Origin of the sequence: Streptomyces sp. NPDC058464 (assembly GCF_042721035.1) — a bacterium.
In the GTDB taxonomy this organism is placed as follows: Bacteria; Actinomycetota; Actinomycetes; order Streptomycetales; family Streptomycetaceae; genus Streptomyces.
Window position 1 is genome coordinate 98,826 of sequence record NZ_JBHXMA010000027.1, and the last position, 15,907, is coordinate 114,732.

14 protein-coding genes are annotated in these 15,907 nt (G+C 73.0%); 12 read left to right on the forward strand and 2 right to left on the reverse strand.

Going from position 1 to position 15,907, the window contains the following annotated elements:
- Window positions 1–22 precede the first annotated feature (22 nt).
- The 10 genes from hrcA (at window position 23) to ACFWPQ_RS31870 (ending at window position 11,069) form a co-directional block, all read left to right on the forward strand.
- Window positions 23–1,039, forward strand: coding sequence for a heat-inducible transcriptional repressor HrcA (gene hrcA / locus ACFWPQ_RS31825; RefSeq protein ID WP_384042286.1), 1,017 nt, complete (start codon window positions 23–25; stop codon window positions 1,037–1,039).
- Window positions 1,040–2,176 carry a molecular chaperone DnaJ gene (dnaJ, locus tag ACFWPQ_RS31830; RefSeq protein ID WP_217549614.1) on the forward strand — a complete coding sequence of 379 codons (1,137 nt, stop codon included), beginning with the start codon at window positions 1,040–1,042 and terminating at the stop codon, window positions 2,174–2,176.
- Window positions 2,177–2,387: 211 nt separating this feature from the next.
- Window positions 2,388–3,470, forward strand: a complete 1,083-nt coding sequence (locus ACFWPQ_RS31835; protein WP_384042288.1) for a nitronate monooxygenase — start codon at window positions 2,388–2,390, stop codon at window positions 3,468–3,470.
- A complete protein-coding gene (locus ACFWPQ_RS31840; RefSeq protein ID WP_384042291.1) occupies window positions 3,467–4,225 on the forward strand; it encodes a 16S rRNA (uracil(1498)-N(3))-methyltransferase in 759 nt (252 codons plus the stop codon). The genes ACFWPQ_RS31835 and ACFWPQ_RS31840 overlap by 4 nt, the downstream gene beginning before the upstream one ends.
- 31 nt (window positions 4,226–4,256) lie before the next feature.
- Entirely contained in the window at window positions 4,257–4,649 is a 393-nt protein-coding gene (locus tag ACFWPQ_RS31845; protein WP_384042294.1) for a VOC family protein, read from the forward strand.
- A 119-nt stretch (window positions 4,650–4,768) separates the two neighbouring features.
- The gene (locus tag ACFWPQ_RS31850; RefSeq protein WP_384042297.1) at window positions 4,769–5,341 is read left to right on the forward strand and encodes a hypothetical protein; all 573 of its coding nucleotides are present in this window, start codon (window positions 4,769–4,771) and stop codon (window positions 5,339–5,341) included.
- A gap of 46 nt (window positions 5,342–5,387) precedes the next feature.
- Window positions 5,388–8,651, forward strand: coding sequence for a S41 family peptidase (locus ACFWPQ_RS31855; RefSeq protein WP_384042300.1), 3,264 nt, complete (start codon window positions 5,388–5,390; stop codon window positions 8,649–8,651).
- A 115-nt stretch (window positions 8,652–8,766) separates the two neighbouring features.
- Entirely contained in the window at window positions 8,767–9,120 is a 354-nt protein-coding gene (locus ACFWPQ_RS31860) for a histidine triad nucleotide-binding protein (RefSeq protein WP_384042303.1), read from the forward strand.
- Window positions 9,121–9,126: 6 nt separating this feature from the next.
- On the forward strand, window positions 9,127–10,041 hold the full coding sequence (locus ACFWPQ_RS31865) for a ribonuclease Z (protein WP_384042306.1): 915 nt from the start codon (window positions 9,127–9,129) through the stop codon (window positions 10,039–10,041).
- A 20-nt stretch (window positions 10,042–10,061) separates the two neighbouring features.
- Entirely contained in the window at window positions 10,062–11,069 is a 1,008-nt protein-coding gene (locus ACFWPQ_RS31870) for an adenosine deaminase (RefSeq protein ID WP_384042309.1), read from the forward strand.
- 7 nt (window positions 11,070–11,076) lie between these two features.
- On the opposite strand, the gene ACFWPQ_RS31875 is transcribed toward ACFWPQ_RS31870, so the two are convergent.
- Both ACFWPQ_RS31875 and ACFWPQ_RS31880 read right to left on the reverse strand, forming a co-directional pair.
- Complete coding sequence (locus ACFWPQ_RS31875; protein ID WP_384042311.1) at window positions 11,077–12,264, reverse strand: MFS transporter; 1,188 nt, start codon at window positions 12,262–12,264, stop codon at window positions 11,077–11,079.
- Window positions 12,265–12,603: 339 nt separating this feature from the next.
- Complete coding sequence (locus ACFWPQ_RS31880) at window positions 12,604–13,380, reverse strand: IclR family transcriptional regulator (RefSeq protein WP_384042314.1); 777 nt, start codon at window positions 13,378–13,380, stop codon at window positions 12,604–12,606.
- Window positions 13,381–13,495: 115 nt separating this feature from the next.
- Between ACFWPQ_RS31880 and ACFWPQ_RS31885 the strand changes: the two genes are divergently transcribed.
- Entirely contained in the window at window positions 13,496–14,437 is a 942-nt protein-coding gene (locus ACFWPQ_RS31885; protein WP_384042317.1) for a 5-dehydro-4-deoxyglucarate dehydratase, read from the forward strand.
- A gap of 178 nt (window positions 14,438–14,615) precedes the next feature.
- Window positions 14,616–15,791 (forward strand): carbohydrate kinase family protein, encoded by a 1,176-nt coding sequence (locus tag ACFWPQ_RS31890; protein ID WP_384042318.1) that lies wholly within the window; start codon window positions 14,616–14,618, stop codon window positions 15,789–15,791.
- Window positions 15,792–15,907: the final 116 nt, after the last annotated feature.

Below are 15,907 nucleotides of genomic sequence, written 5' to 3' on the forward strand. Positions count from 1 at the left end.
CTTTCTGGAGGTGTGGCGCCGGATGCTGAGTGAACGCAGGCTTCAGGTATTGCGCGCCATCGTCCAGGACTATGTCGGCACCGAGGAGCCGGTGGGTTCGAAGGCGCTGACCGAACGGCACAACCTCGGGGTCTCCCCGGCGACCGTGCGCAACGACATGGCCGCCCTGGAGGACGAGGGGTACATCGCCCAGCCGCACACCAGCGCGGGGCGGATCCCCACCGACAAGGGCTACCGGCTGTTCGTCGACAAGCTGGCCGGCGTCAAACCGATGAGCGCGCCCGAGCGGCGGGCCATCCAGAACTTCCTCGACGGCGCCGTCGATCTCGACGACGTCGTGGCGCGGACCGTACGGCTGCTGGCGCAGCTGACGCGGCAGGTCGCGGTCGTGCAGTACCCGTCGCTGACGCGGTCCACCGTGCGGCACGTGGAACTGCTCTCGCTGGCTCCGGCCCGGCTGATGCTGGTGCTGATCACCGACACCGGGCGGGTCGAGCAGCGGATGGTCGACTGCCCTGCGCCCTTCGGGGAAACGTCTCTGGCGGATCTGCGGGCGCGGCTGAACAGCCGGGTCGCGGGGCGCCGGTTCTCGGACGTGCCCCGGCTGGTGGAGGACCTGCCGGAAGCCTTCGAGGCCGAGGACCGCGGCGCGGTCTCGGCGGTGCTCTCCACCCTGCTGGAGACGCTCGTCGAGGAGAACGAGGAGCGGCTGGTGATCGGCGGCACCGCCAATCTCACCCGCTTCGGACATGACTTTCCCCTCATGATCCGGCCCGTCCTGGAGGCACTGGAGGAGCACGTCGTGCTGCTCAAGCTCCTTGGCGAGGCCGGGGATTCGGGCATGACCGTACGCATCGGTCACGAGAACGCCTACGAGGGACTCAACTCCACGTCCGTGGTGTCGGTCGGCTACGGTTCGGGCGGCGAGGCAGTCGCCAAACTCGGCGTGGTCGGACCGACCCGCATGGATTACCCGGGAACGATGGGAGCGGTACGAGCGGTGGCACGTTACGTCGGACAGATCCTGGCGGAGTCGTAAGTGGCCACGGACTACTACGCCGTTCTCGGCGTGCGCCGCGACGCGTCGCAGGAAGAGATCAAGAAGGCCTTCCGTCGGCTCGCGCGCGAGCTGCACCCGGACGTCAACCCGGATCCGAAGACCCAGGAGCGGTTCAAGGAGATCAACGCCGCTTACGAGGTGCTGTCGGATCCGCAGAAGAAGCAGGTCTACGACCTCGGCGGCGATCCGCTCTCGCAGAGCGGGGGCGCGGGCGCCGGGGGCTTCGGGGCCGGTGGCTTCGGGAACTTCTCCGACATCATGGACGCCTTCTTCGGTACGGCGTCCCAGCGGGGGCCGAGGTCGCGTACGCGGCGCGGCCAGGACGCGATGATCCGGATCGAGGTCGAGCTCGACGAGGCGGCCTTCGGCACGACCAAGGACATCCAGGTCGACACGGCGATCGTCTGCAACACCTGCAACGGTGAGGGCGCGGCGCCGGGCACCTCCGCCCAGACGTGTGACATGTGCCGGGGCCGGGGTGAGGTCTCGCAGGTGACGCGGTCCTTCCTGGGCCAGGTCATGACCTCGCGGCCCTGCCCGCAGTGCCAGGGGTTCGGGACGGTCGTGCCGACGCCGTGCCCCGAGTGCGCGGGTGACGGGCGGGTGCGGTCGCGGCGGACGCTGACCGTGAAGATCCCGGCCGGTGTCGACAACGGCACGCGGATCCAGCTCGCCGGTGAGGGTGAGGTCGGGCCGGGTGGCGGTCCGGCCGGTGACCTGTACGTCGAGATCCACGAGCTGCCGCACTCGACGTTCCAGCGGCGCGGGGACGATCTGCACTGCACGGTGACGATTCCGATGACGGCGGCGTCGCTCGGTACGAAGGTGCCGCTGGAGACGCTGGACGGGCTGGAGGAGGTCGACATCCGGCCGGGTACGCAGTCCGGGCAGTCGATTCCGCTGCACGGGCGCGGTGTCACGCATCTGCGCGGTGGCGGCCGGGGTGATCTGATCGTCCACGTCGAGGTGACGACTCCGACCAAGCTCGACCCCGAGCAGGAGCGGTTGCTGCGCGAGCTGGCCAAGCTGCGCGGGGAGGAGCGGCCGACGGGGCAGTTCCAGCCCGGTCAGCAAGGGCTGTTCAGCCGGCTGAAGGACGCGTTCAACGGGCGTTGACGGGTCACCGTGAAGGGGCTCCGCCCCTTCGACCCCACCAGGGGGCTCCGCCCCCTGGACCCCCGAAACCTATGCCCACCCACCACCCGACTCGGCCGATGAAGAGGCGAGGTCGGCAGGTCAAGGTGGTTGTGGGGCGGGGAAATTTCTGGCATGTGCCAAAGGGGCAGGCCGATTCGGACTTGTTCGGAGGACGTGACAACATGCCGTCATGTCCTCCGCACTGACCGATCTCTTCCCCATTCCGATCGTGCAGGCCCCCATGGCCGGCGGGGTCTCCGTGCCGCAGCTCGCCGCCGCCGTGTCCGAGGCGGGCGGGCTGGGGTTCCTTGCCGCCGGGTACAAGACCGCCGACGGGATGTACCAGGAGATCAAGCAACTGCGGGGGCTGACCGGTCGCCCCTTCGGCGTGAATCTCTTCATGCCGCAGCCGGAGTACGCCGAGTCGGGGGCCGTGGAGGTCTACGCACATCAGCTGGCCGGTGAGGCCGCCTGGTACGAGACCGAGCTCGGCGACCCGGACAGCGGCCGGGACGACGGGTACGAGGCCAAGCTGGCCGTGCTGCTGGACAACCCGGTGGCCGCCGTCTCCTTTCACTTCGGTGTGCCGACGCGGGATGTGCTGGACTCCCTGCGGCGGGCCGGGATGGTCACGCTCGTCACCGCCACCACCGCCGAGGAAGCCCTCGCCGTCGAGCGGGCCGGGGCGGACGCGGTGATCGCCCAGGGAGTCGAGGCCGGGGGCCATCAGGGCACCCACCGGGACGTGGCGGAGAACGACGGGTCCGGGATCGGGCTGCTGTCGCTGGTCGCCCAGGTGCGGGAGACCGTGGGGATCCCGGTCGTCGCCGCGGGCGGCATCATGCGCGGCAGCCAGATCGCGGCCGTACTGGCGGCCGGGGCGAGCGCGGCCCAGCTGGGTACGGCCTTCCTGGCCACCCCGGAGTCCGGCGCCGCCGCAGTGCACAAGCAGGCGCTCACCGACCCGCTGTTCACGCGGACCGCGCTGACCCGGGCGTTCTCCGGGCGGCCCGCCCGCGGCCTGGTCAACCGGTTCATGCGCGAGCACGGCCCGTACGCGCCCGCCGCCTACCCGGAGGTCCACCACCTCACCTCCCCGCTGCGCAAGGCCGCCGCCAAGGCAGGCGACGCGCAGGGCATGGCCCTGTGGGCCGGGCAGGGGCACCGGATGGCCCGCGAACTGCCCGCCGGGCAGCTGGTGGAGACCCTCGCGGAGGAACTCGCCGCCGCGTCGACAGCGTTGTCGACCGAGGGGGAGGAGGGCGGACGGTGACTGCTCCGGTGTTCGTGCTGGATCCGCTCGTGGTGCCCGGGGGCTCCGGTGGTGAGGTCGTGCTGGACGGGGCCGAGGGGCGGCACGCCGTCTCCGTGAAGCGGCTGCAGCCCGGTGAGGACGTCATCCTCACCGACGGGCACGGGCGCTGGGCCGAGGGTGTCGTGCGGGCCGCCGAGGGCAAGGACCGGCTGGTGGTGACGGTGCTGGACGGCGTCGTCGAGGAGCCCGTGCCGCAGCCGCGGATCACCGTCGTGCAGGCACTGCCCAAGGGGGACCGGGGCGAGGTCGCCGTGGAGACCATGACCGAGGTCGGCGTCGACGTGATCGTGCCCTGGCAGGCCGCCCGCTGCATCACCCAGTGGAAGGGCGAGCGGGGGCTGAAGTCGCTCGCCAAGTGGCGGGCCACCGCCCGTGAGGCCGGCAAGCAGTCCCGCCGGGTGCGGTTCCCGGAGGTCGCGGACGCGGCAAGCACCAAGCAGGTTGCGGCACTTCTGGCCAAGGCCGACCTCGCCGCCGTGCTCCACTCCGACTTCGAGCACGGCAGCGAGCCCCTCGCGGAGGTCCGGTTGCCCGCCGCGGGTGAGATCGTGCTGGTCGTCGGGCCCGAAGGCGGTGTCGCCCGGGACGAGGTGGCGCTCTTCGAGGAGGCGGGTGCCAGGGCGTACACCCTGGGGCCTACCGTGATGCGCACGTCGACCGCCGGGACGGCGGCCACGGCCCTGCTGCTGGGCCGCACCGGCCGGTGGTCCTGAACCGACCGCACCACACCCTGGGGGACACTCCGTGGAACTCGCTCAAGTACGGCTCCTGGTCAGCGACTTCGCCGCCTGCTACCGCTTCTACGCCGAGGTGCTCGGGCTGAAGCCGCAGTCCGGGGCGAGCGAGGGGCCGTACGAGAAGTTCAGCCCGCACGCCGGGTCGGCGGGGATCGCCCTGCAGGACCGGGCGATGATGGCCGCGATACTGGGCGAGTTGGGGGACACGGCGACCGGGCACCGTTCGCTGGTGGTGCTGCGCGTCGACGATCTCGACGGCTACTGCGAGCAGATCACGGGGCGGGGAGCCGTCCTCGTGCACGGGCCGGCGCCGATGACGGAACGCATGCGGGTCGCCCACCTCAAGGACCCGGAGGGGAACCTGGTGGAGCTGCAGGAGTGGTTGCTGCTGCACACCTGAGAGACCCTGAGGGACAGGGACCTGCAGACAGGGGGCACCGGCACGGGGGACCTCTTCGAACGCGTGAGTGGCCGTATGCCCTCTACCGTCACCGGCGCGACGGTGGCAGGCTGCCCTCCATGGGGGTATTGAGGCGGATTTGGCGCCGGCCGCGCGGGACCAGGGTGGCGGCCGTGACCGGGCTCGCGGTGATCGCCGTGGGCGGTGCGGTCGCCTGCCAGCCCAGCGACCTGAACACCGCGACGGTCGCCTACACCACCGACCGGACCGCCACCGCCGAGCTGAAACGCCAGCACGTCGACGTCAGTTGGCTCACCTGCACCGGCAACTACGGATCGGCCACGAAGACCGCGAAGGCGACGAAGACCGCGAAGACGCCGTCGACCGGCGCGACCACCGTCGTCTCCGTCGACTGCCAGGGCCGGACCGAGGACGGCCGGAGCATCACCGTCACCGGCCGGGTCACCAAGGCCGTCAGCGGAGCCTGTGTACGCGGGAACCTCGTGGCCAAGGTCGGCGGCAAGGAGTGGTTCCGGGTGAACGGGCTGGGCAACTGCGACGCGACACCCGGGCCGACGTACAGCACCTACCGGCCGCCCACCTACGGGCAGCAGCCCGGCCCCACCGTGACCGTCACGAAGACCGTCTGGTGCCAGGGCGACCCCAAGTGCTGGCCGGTGCAGGGCAAGTGATCGAAATCGGCCACCGGGAACACGCCCCGATGCATAGGCTGAGCGAGTGACTCAGGGTGCAGCGAACGGACCGCGGTCCTACCTCCGATTTCCGCACGTCCACGGCGACCTGGTCGCCTTCACCGCCGAGGACGACGTGTGGCTGGCGCCCCTGGACGGCGGCCGTGCCTGGCGGGTCAGCGCCGACAACGTCCCCGTGACACTGCCGCGCATCTCGCCCGACGGGACCACGGTCGCCTGGACCTCCACCCGCGACGGCGCCCCCGAGATCCACCTCGCCCCGGTCGACGGCGGCTCGTCCACCCGTCTGACGCACTGGGGGAGTTCCCGTACCCAGGTGCGCGGCTGGACCGCCGACGGGCAGGTCCTCGCCATCTCCACCCACGGCCAGGCCAGCCTCCGGCGCAGCTGGGCGCACACCGTCCCGCTCGACGGCGGCCCGTCCACCGTCCTGCCCTACGGCCCGGTCGGCCATGTCGCCCAGGGCCCGCACACCGTGCTGCTGTCCGCGCCGATGGGGCGGGAAGCGGCCTGGTGGAAGCGGTACCGGGGCGGTACGGCGGGCAAGCTGTGGATCGACCGGGACGGTCGGGGCGGGGAGGGCGCCGGCGAGTTCGTACGGCTGCACGCGGAGCTGGACGGGAACCTGGAGTACCCCGTGTGGGCCGGGGAGCGCATCGCGTTCCTGTCCGACCACGAGGGCACCGGGGCGCTGTACTCCTCCCTCGCCGACGGCTCCGACCTGCGCCGGCACACGCCCCTTGGGGGCACCTCCCGCTCGAGCGAAGCCGAGAGTGGGGGAGGTTTCTACGCCCGGCACGCGGCCGGCGACGGCACCCGGGTCGTCTACGCCTCGGCCGGTGAGCTCTGGCTCCTCGACGACCTGGAGGGCGCCGAACCGCGCCGCCTGGACATCCGGCTCGGCGGACCCCGCGTGGACCGGCAGCCGTACCCGGTCAACGCGGCCCGCTGGTTCAGCTCGGCCTCGCCCGACCACACCGCGCGCGGCAGCGCCGTCCTGGTGCGCGGCGGCGTGCACTGGGTGACCCATCGCTCGGGCCCGGCGCGGGCGCTCGTCGCCCAGCCCGGGGTGCGGGCCCGGCTGCCCGTCACCTTCCGCGCGGACGCGGAGGAGTGGGTGGTGTGGGTGACGGACGCCGAGGGCGACGACGCCCTGGAATTCGCCCCCGCGACCGGGCTGGTGCCCGGCGCCACCCCGCGCCGGATCGCCGCCGGACAGCTCGGCCGGGTCCTGGAACTCGCCGTCGCCCCCGACGGCGGCCGGGTCGCCGTCGCCGCCCACGACGGCCGGCTGCTCCTCGTCGAGCGGGAGACGGGCGAGGTCCGCGAGGTCGACCGCAGCGAGGACGGCGACGTCTGCGGACTGGCCTTCTCGCCCGACTCCGGCTGGCTCGCCTGGTCCCACCCCGGCACCGGCGGGCTCTGCCAGCTCCGCATCGCCCACACCACCGACCTCACGGTCACCGAGGCGACCCCGCTGCGGTTCCGGGACTACGACCCCGCCTTCACCCGCGACGGCAAGCACCTCGCGTTCCTCTCCACCCGCTCCTTCGACCCGGTCTACGACGAGCACGTCTTCGACCTGGCCTTCGTGGTCGGCGACCGCCCGCACCTGATCACCCTCGCCGCCACCACCCCCTCGCCGTTCGGCCCGCAGCGGCACGGCCGCCCCTTCGAGACCCCGGACAAGGACGAGACCCCGGACGCCGAGGGCACCCCCGCCACCCGCATCGACCTGGAGGGCCTCGCCGACCGGATCGTGCCGTTCCCCGTCGAGGCCGGCCGCTACTCCACGCTCCGCACCGCCAAGGACGGCGTGCTCTGGCTGCGCCACCCGGTGCACGGCGTGCTCGGCGCCTCCCGCGCCCACCCCGAGGACCCGGCGCCCAAGACCGAGCTGGAGCGCTACGACCTCGCCCAGCAGCGCATCGAGTACCTCTCCTCCGACGCCGACCACTTCGAGGTCAGCGGCGACGGCAAACGCGTCCTGCTGTGGGCCGACAGCAAGCTCAAGGTCGTACCCAGCGACCGCCGCGCCTCAGGCGACGACGACAGCGACACCAACATCACCGTCGACCTGGCCCGGGTCCGGCAGACCGTCGACCCGGCCGCCGAGTGGCGGCAGATGTTCGACGAGACCGGCCGCATCATGCGCGACCAGTTCTGGCGCCCGGACCTCGGCGGCGTCGACTGGGACGGCGTCCTCGACCGCTACCGCCCGCTCGTCGAGCAGGTCGCCACCCACGACGACCTCGTCGACCTGCTCTGGGAGGTCCAGGGCGAACTCGGCACCTCGCACGCCTACGTCACCCCGCGCGGCGGCTACGGCAACGGCGCCCGCCAGGGCCTGCTCGGCGCCGACATCTCCCGTCACGAGGACGGAAGTTGGCGGATCGACCGGATCCTGCCCGCCGAGACCTCCGACCCCGGCGCCCGCTCCCCGCTCGCCGCGCCCGGCGCCGCGGTGCACCCCGGCGACGCGATCGTGGCCGTCGCCGGCCGGCCCGTCGACCCGGTGACCGGCCCCGGCCCCCTCCTCGTCGGCACCGCGGGCAAGGCGATCGAACTGACCGTGTCCCCCGCGGGCGGCGGCGACCTGCGGCACCCGGTCGTCGTCCCGGTCGCCGACGAGGAACCGCTGCGCTACCACGCGTGGGTCGCCGACCGCCGGGCCCACGTCCACGCACTCTCCGGCGGCCGCCTCGGCTACCTCCACGTCCCCGACATGCAGGCACCCGGCTGGGCCCAGATCCACCGCGACCTGAGCGTGGAGATGGCCCGCGAGGGCATCGTCGTGGACGTCCGCGAGAACCGCGGCGGGCACACCTCCCAGCTCGTGGTGGAGAAACTGGCCCGGCGGATCGTCGGCTGGGACCTGCCGCGCGGCATGCGGCCGTTCAGCTACCCGAAGGACGCGCCCCGGGGACCGGTCGTGGTCGTCGCCAACGAGTTCTCCGGCTCGGACGGCGACATCGTCAACGCGGCGATCAAGGCACTGGGCATCGGCCCGGTGGTCGGCACCCGCACCTGGGGCGGCGTGATCGGCATCGACAGCCGCTACCGCCTGGTCGACGGCACCCTGGTCACCCAGCCGAAGTACGCGTTCTGGCTGGAGGGCTACGGCTGGGGCGTGGAGAACCACGGCGTCGACCCGGACGTGGAGGTCGTGCAGCGTCCGCAGGACTGGGGGGCGGGCCGGGACCCCCAGCTGGACGAGGCGGTGCGGATAGCGCTGGAGGCGTTGGAGACGACGCCTGCGAAGACTCCGCCCACTTTGCCGACCTCTTAGGGGCGCGAGGCCGTGTCGGCATGCGGCTGCGCCGCGTGGGCGCGACAAGCCCCCCGGACCCGCACCCGACGACGATACGATGCCCCCGCAACTGATCACCGGGCGAGGAGAAGACATGGCCGGGGAACCCCAGGACGACTGCCTGTTCTGCAAGATCGTCGCAGGCCACGTCCCGGCGACGATCGTCCGGGAGACGGACACCACCGTCGCCTTCCGGGACATCAACCCCCAGGCACCCACCCACGTCCTGGTGATCCCCAGGGTCCACTACAAGAACGCGGCCGAGCTCGCCGCGGGCGAACCCGCCATCGCCGCCGACATACTGCGTGAGGCCCAGGCCGTCGCCGACGAGGACAAGCTGGAGAGCTACCGCGTCGTCTTCAACACCGGCAGCGGCGCCGGCCAGACCGTCTGGCACGCGCACGCCCACGTCCTCGGCGGCCGCGGCCTGCAGTGGCCCCCCGGATAACTCGCCGTGTCCGTACGTGAACTGGTGGTCCTCGGCACCGCCAGCCAGGTCCCCACCCGGCACCGCAACCACAACGGCTACCTGCTGCGCTGGGACGGCGAGGGCATCCTCTTCGACCCCGGCGAGGGCACCCAGCGGCAGATGCTGCGGGCCGGGGTCGCCGCGCACGACCTGAACCGGATCTGCGTCACCCACTTCCACGGCGACCACTCCCTCGGCCTCGCCGGGGTCATCCAGCGCGTCAACCTCGACCAGGTCCCGCACCCGGTCACCGCGCACTACCCGAAGTCCGGGCAGCGCTTCTTCGACCGGCTCCGGTACGCCACCGCCTACCGCGAGACCGTCGGCATCACCGAGGCCCCCGTCGACGCGGACGGCGACCTCGCGGCCACCCGCTCCTACACGCTCCAGGCCCGGAAGCTCTCGCACCCCGTCGAGTCGTACGGCTACCGGCTCACCGAGCCCGACGGCCGCCGCATGCTGCCCGAACGGCTCGCCGCGCACGGCATCACCGGCCCCGACGTCGGCCGGATCCAGCGCGAGGGCGTCCTCGGGGACGTCACGCTCGACGAGGTCAGCGAGGTGCGCCGCGGCCAGCGGTTCGCGTTCGTGATGGACACCCGGCTGTGCGACGGCGTGCACGCCCTCGCCGAGGGCTGCGATCTGCTCGTCATCGAGTCGACGTTCCTCGACGAGGACGCCCGACTCGCCGCGGAACACGGCCACCTGACCGCCGGTCAGGCCGCCGCCGTCGCCCGGGACGCGGGCGTACGGCACCTGGTGCTGACCCACTTCAGCCAGCGCTACCCGGAACCCGAGAACCCCGAGAGTTTCGAACGGCAGGCACGGGCCGCCGGCTACGAGGGCGAGCTGACCGTCGCCCACGACCTGCTCCGAGTGCCGGTTCCGAAGCGCAGGTGAAGCGGCCGTACCATGCTTTGATGGCCCTCCCCAAAGCAGAACTGCACCTCCACATCGAAGGCACCCTGGAGCCCGAGCTGGCGTTCCGGCTGGCCGCGCGCAACGGCGTCGAGCTGCCGTACCCGGACACCGACGCGCTGCGCGAGGCGTACCGGTTCGAGGACCTGCAGTCCTTCCTGAACCTGTACTACGAGCTCATGGCCGTCCTGCGCACCGAGCAGGACTTCGAGGACCTCGCGAACGCGTATCTCGCGCGGGCCGCCGCCCAGGGCGTGCGGCACGCCGAGATCTTCTTCGACCCGCAGGCGCACCTCGCCCGCGGCGTCGGCATGGGGACGGTCGTCGAGGGCCTGTGGCGGGCGCTCGGCCGCAGCGTCGAGAACCACGGGATCTCCACCCGCCTGATCATGTGCTTCCTGCGGGACGAGTCCGCGGAGTCGGCGATGCGGACGCTGGACGCCGCGAAGCCCCACCTCGACCGGATCATCGGCATCGGGCTGGACTCGGCCGAGGTCGGGCATCCGCCGGTCAAGTTCCGCGAGGTGTACGAGGCCGCGGCCGAGCTGGGGCTCCGGCGGGTCGCCCACGCGGGTGAGGAGGGTCCCCCGGAGTACATCACCGAGGCACTGGACCTGCTCGGCATCGAGCGCGTCGACCACGGGCTGCGCTGCATGGAGGACCCGGAACTGGTCGCCCGGCTGGTGCGGGAGCGGATCCCGCTGACGCTGTGCCCGCTGTCGAACGTCCGGCTGCGCGCGGTCGACGTGCTCGCCGAGCACCCGCTTCCGGCCATGATCGAGGCCGGGCTGCTGTGCACGGTCAACTCCGACGACCCGGCCTACTTCGGCGGTTACGTCGCCGACAACTACCACGCCGTGCGCGACGCACTGGGCCTGACCAGGGAACAGATGCGGGAACTGGCCCGCAACTCCTTCCTCGCCTCCTTCCTGGAGGACGACGAGGAACTGCGGGCGCGGTACCTCGCCGAGGTGGACGCCTACGAGTTCCGCCCGGCAGGCAGCAACTAGGCAGCAACTAGGCCGCGACGTCCAGCCGTACCGGCGCCTCGCCGGTGCGCGCCGGGCCGGTCGTGACGGTGGTGGTCCTGCGCCGCAGCGCCACCGCCGTCAGCGGTACCGCGACCGCCAGCAGGGCCACCGCGAGGACCGTCCCCATCGCCGGGAAACCGGCCCGCGCCGCCAGCAGGCTGCCGGTCATCGGGCCGACGGCCGTCCCCAGCGACGACGCCGACCCGACCAGCACCGCCCAGCGGCCCCGCGGGTCCAGGGCGGCGGCGAGCCCGATGACGTACGAGAGGACGACCGGGTAGAGCAGGTTCCAGGCGATCTCGCCGGTAGCGAACGTCGTCAGGTCGGTCGCGGACGCGCTGAGCGCGATGCAGCCGGCGATCAGTACGGTGCCGAGACCGATCGGCAGGGCCCGGCCGAGCCGCGGGCCGAGGGCGCCCGCGCCGACCACGCCGAGCAGGCCGGTGCCGAGCGCCACCGCGAACACCGCGCCGACGGTCGCCTCGCTGAGATGCGCCTGCGTCAGGCCGATCCGGCCGCTGACCCCCCACAGCGAGTTCTGCACGGCCGACCAGCACGGCATCGCGGTCGCCAGCAGCAGGCCCGAGCGGAGGTGCGGGAGCCGGGAGCCGGCGGCGGTGCGGGGGAGGGCCGGGGCGGTACGGGGGGACAGGCGGGCGGTGAGCGGCCAGACCGCGAGCGCGGTGAGCGCGATCGCGGCGAGGGGCTGCGCGTGGCCGGGGCCGAGGTGCGGGACCGTCAGATAGACGGCACCCGCGAGGGCGGAGACGCCGAGCAGGCCGAGGGTGGTGGTGCGGTGGGGGTCCCTCTGGGCGGCGATGCCGGTGGCGGCGACGGCGGTGATCGTGCCGGAGCCGAAGCCTCCGACGGCTGCGCCGGCGACGACCGCGGGGACGGCGGTCGTCAGGGCGGCGCCGCCGTAGCCGACGATCGCGAGCAGGAGGCCGAGGCGGGCGAGGGTGCGGGGGCCGACGCGATCCACCCGGGCGGCGAGCAGGAAACCGGCCGTCGCCGAACTCAGCAGCAGGGCACTGCCGATGGCGCCTGCCTGGGTGGCGGAGAGGGGAAGCCCCGATTCGAGCCTGCCGACGGTGGTCGGGAGGAGGTACGGGGCCAGGTACCCGGCCGTGAAGAGGGCGACGAGGGGCCAGGGGGTGGTGCGGGGGGCGGACACGGGCGTTCCCAGGGCATGCGAAAGAAGCGGCTCGAGAAGGGGGTTGGGCGCAGGCCGTCGAGGGACAGGAACGCGCGGAGAATTTGTATCAAGGGAGGGGGAACGGAAGAAGGGTGGGGGGTGTGATGTGGGGCACGGTGGGGTTTCGGGGGCGGGGGAGGGGGTAGCCGTGCCGCGCGCCGTGCGGGTTTCGGTGGGGTGGCGGGTGCGGGTTGTGTGTGGCTGGTCGCGCAGTTCCCCGCGCCCCTTACGGGGCGCTGCTCTCGCGCCACCCTGCCAGTGCCGGTAAGCGTCCCCACCCCCCGGCCCCGGCCCCCTCCCCGGCCCAGCGCCTCTTGGTCAGCGCCAGTTGACCGTGCCGCCCGTTGTCGTTGACTCGATGCGGGTGCGGATGTCCTGCATCACCGTGATGATCCGGTCCTCGTGGGCCGGGGTCAGGCGGGCCGCCGGTACCGAGCAGCTGATCGCGTCCTGGGGCGGGGTGTCGTAGCGCAGGGCGAAGCCGAAGCCGGTGATGCCGAGGACGCTTTCCTCGCGGTCGATCGAGAAGCCGCGGGCGCGGACCCCGGCCAGGTCGGCACAGAGGGCGTCGCGGGTGGTGTGGGTGTGGGGGGTGAGGGGCCGGTAGGGGCCCACGGGGAGGTCGGCGTCCGGGCGTTCCGCCAGCAGCGCCTTGCCGAGGGCGCCCGCGTGGGCCGGGAGGCGGCGGCCCACCCTGCTGATCGTGCGCAGGTACTCGTGGGACTCCCGGGTCGCCAGGTACGCCACGTCCCGGCCGTCCAGGCGGGCCAGGTGGATCGTCTCGCCGAGCGCCTCCGAGGCCTCGTCGAGGTAGGGGCGTACGAGGCGGACGCGCGGGTCGGAGTCCAGGTAGCCGGTGCCGGTCAGCAGGGTGCGGATGCCGACGCCGTAGAGGGAACCGGTGGTGTCGGTACGCACCCAGCCCCTCGTGATCAGCGTCTGGAGGAGGGCGTACATCGAGCTGCGCGGGACGCCGAGTTCGTCCGCCAGTTCCTGGAGGCGGGCCGGGCGGTCGCCGCGGGCCGCGAGGAGCTCCAGCAGCTCCACCGTGCGCGCCGCGGACTTCACTTCGCGGACGCCTGCTGTCTCGGACATGTGCAGATCGTAGAGGGGCGGGGCGGTGTGCGCCGTTGACGGGGGTGCGTTCGCATATCTAGTCTCGGTTCTTGTACTTGGATACTGTCTATATCGGGAGACGAAGATGGGTGGGGTGACCGGACGGCCGGAGCATGTGGTGCGGAGGCTGCGGGACGGGATGGCGGGCGGGGTGCTGTCGTTCCCGCTCACCTCGTTCCACGCCGACGGGTCCCTCGACGTGGACGGATTCCGGGCCTACGTCGCGGGGCAGCTGGCCGCCGGGCCCGGCGCCCTCTTCCCGGCCTGCGGCACCGGGGAGTTCTTCTCGCTGGACGAGGACGAGTACCGGCAGGTGGTGAGCGTGACGGTCGAGGCGGCCGGCGGGCAGGTGCCCGTGGTCGCGGGGGTGGGCTACGGCTGGGCGCAGGCCGTCCGGTTCGCGCGCATCGCGGAGGAGGCCGGCGCGGACGCCCTGCTCGTGCTGCCGCACTACCTCGTCGGCGCCCCGCAGGACGGACTCGTCGCGCAGGTCGAGGCGATCGCGGGCCGGACCGGGCTGCCGCTCGTCGTCTACCAGCGCGGCCAGGTCGCGTACACCGCCGAGTCGCTGGCGCGGATCGCCGGCATCCCCGGCGTCATCGGGCTGAAGGACGGGCACAGCGACCTCGACCGGCTCCAGCGGCTCACCCTCGCCGCCCCGGACGGCTTCCTCTTCTTCAACGGCGCCGCCACCGCCGAGATCCAGGCCCGCGCCTATGCGACGGTCGGCGTCCCCGCCTACTCCTCCGCCGTGCACGCCTTCGCCCCCGAGATCGCCGACGCCTTCTTCGCCGCCCTGCAGAGCGGCGACCAGGGCACGGTCGACAAGCTGCTGCGCGACTTCTACGTGCCGTTCGTCGAACTGCGGGACCGGGTGCCCGGATACGCGGTGTCGCTGGTGAAGGCGGCGGCCCGGCTGCGCGGCCGGCCGGTGGGCCCCGTGCGCGCCCCGCTCACCGACCCGTCCGCCGCCGACCTGGCCGACCTCGACGCACTGCTCACCGCCGGCCTCGACCTCGTGGGGGCCGCGCGGTGAACCCCGCCGTCACCGGCGCCCGCCCCACCTGCTGAACACGCGGGGCGTGCACGAGCCGTGCACCGGCGGTACCCCGCCGGCAGCGCCGCCCGTTCGGGCGGTCGTACGGCGAGAGCGGCCGCCGCTCCCGCGCCATGGTGCAGACTGGCCGGATCCGCACCACGTCAGGGAGCGCACCGTGACCGCGTCCAACGCGTTCGCCGGAGAGGAACCGGAGTACCTCGACGACGACAGGGGAGCAACAGCACCGCACTGCGCCGCGCAGGTCGACCCGCTGGCCGGCCTGCGCGCGCCGGACGACCCGCCCTGGGACGTCTACCTCACCGGCACCGTCTTCCTCGACATCGTCTTCACCGGCCTCGACTCCGCGCCGGTGCGCGGCACCGAGTCCTGGGCCCGGGGCATGGGCTCCAGCCCCGGCGGCATCGCCAACATGGCCACCGCCCTCGCCCGCCTCGGCCTGAAGACCTCCCTGGCGGCCGCCTTCGGCGACGACCACTACGGCGAGTACTGCTGGGACGCGCTCGCCCAGGGCGAGGGCATCGACCTCTCCCCGTCCCGGAAGGTGCGCGGCTGGCACTCGCCGGTCACCGTGTCCATGGCGTACGAGGGGGAGCGCACCATGGTCTCGCACGGCCACGAACCGCCCGCCGACACGCTGTTCCGCCAGCAGAACGCCCCCGGGCACCCCGCCCACGCCCGCGCCGCCGTCGCCTCCCTCACACCCGGCACACGCAACCCCTGGATCGCCAGGGCGGCCGCCGAGGGGACCCGGATCTTCGCCGACGTCGGCTGGGACGACACCGGTGCCTGGGACCTCGCGGGCCTCGCCGACCTGGAGCACTGCGAGGCGTTCCTGCCGAACGCGGAGGAGGCGAGGCGGTACACCGGCGAGGACTGCCCGCGGGCCGCGGCGCACGCGCTCACCGCGTACGTGCCGCTTGCCGTCGTCACCCTCGGGTCGGAGGGCGCGTACGCGGTCGACGGGCGGACCGGCGAGTCCGCGGAGGTCCCGGCGATCGCCGTGGAGGCCCTCGATCCGACCGGCGCGGGCGACGTCTTCGTCGCCGGCTTCGTCACCGGGACGCTCGCCGACTGGCCGCTGGCCGACCGACTCGCCTTCGCGGGCCTCACGGCGGCGCTGTCCGTCCAGGAGTTCGGCGGCTCCCTGTCCGCTCCCGGGTGGTCGGAGATCGGGGCGTGGTGGCGGAAGGTGCAGTCGGTGGCGGGGCAGGATCCGGCGGCGCTGCGGCGGTACGCGTTCCTGGAGGGCCTGGTGCCGGAGGAGGACCAGGTGAGGCCGTGGCCGTTGCGGAGGGCGGTACCGACGATCGGGTTCGGGCGGTCGGCGTAGGGGGTGCGTGGGACGGGGGCCGGGGGTGGGGACGCTTACCGGCGCTGGCAGGGTGCCGCTGCGCCCACCCGTGCCGCCCTGCGGCACGCCTGCCCGCAGCTATGTAGCCGGCGCGA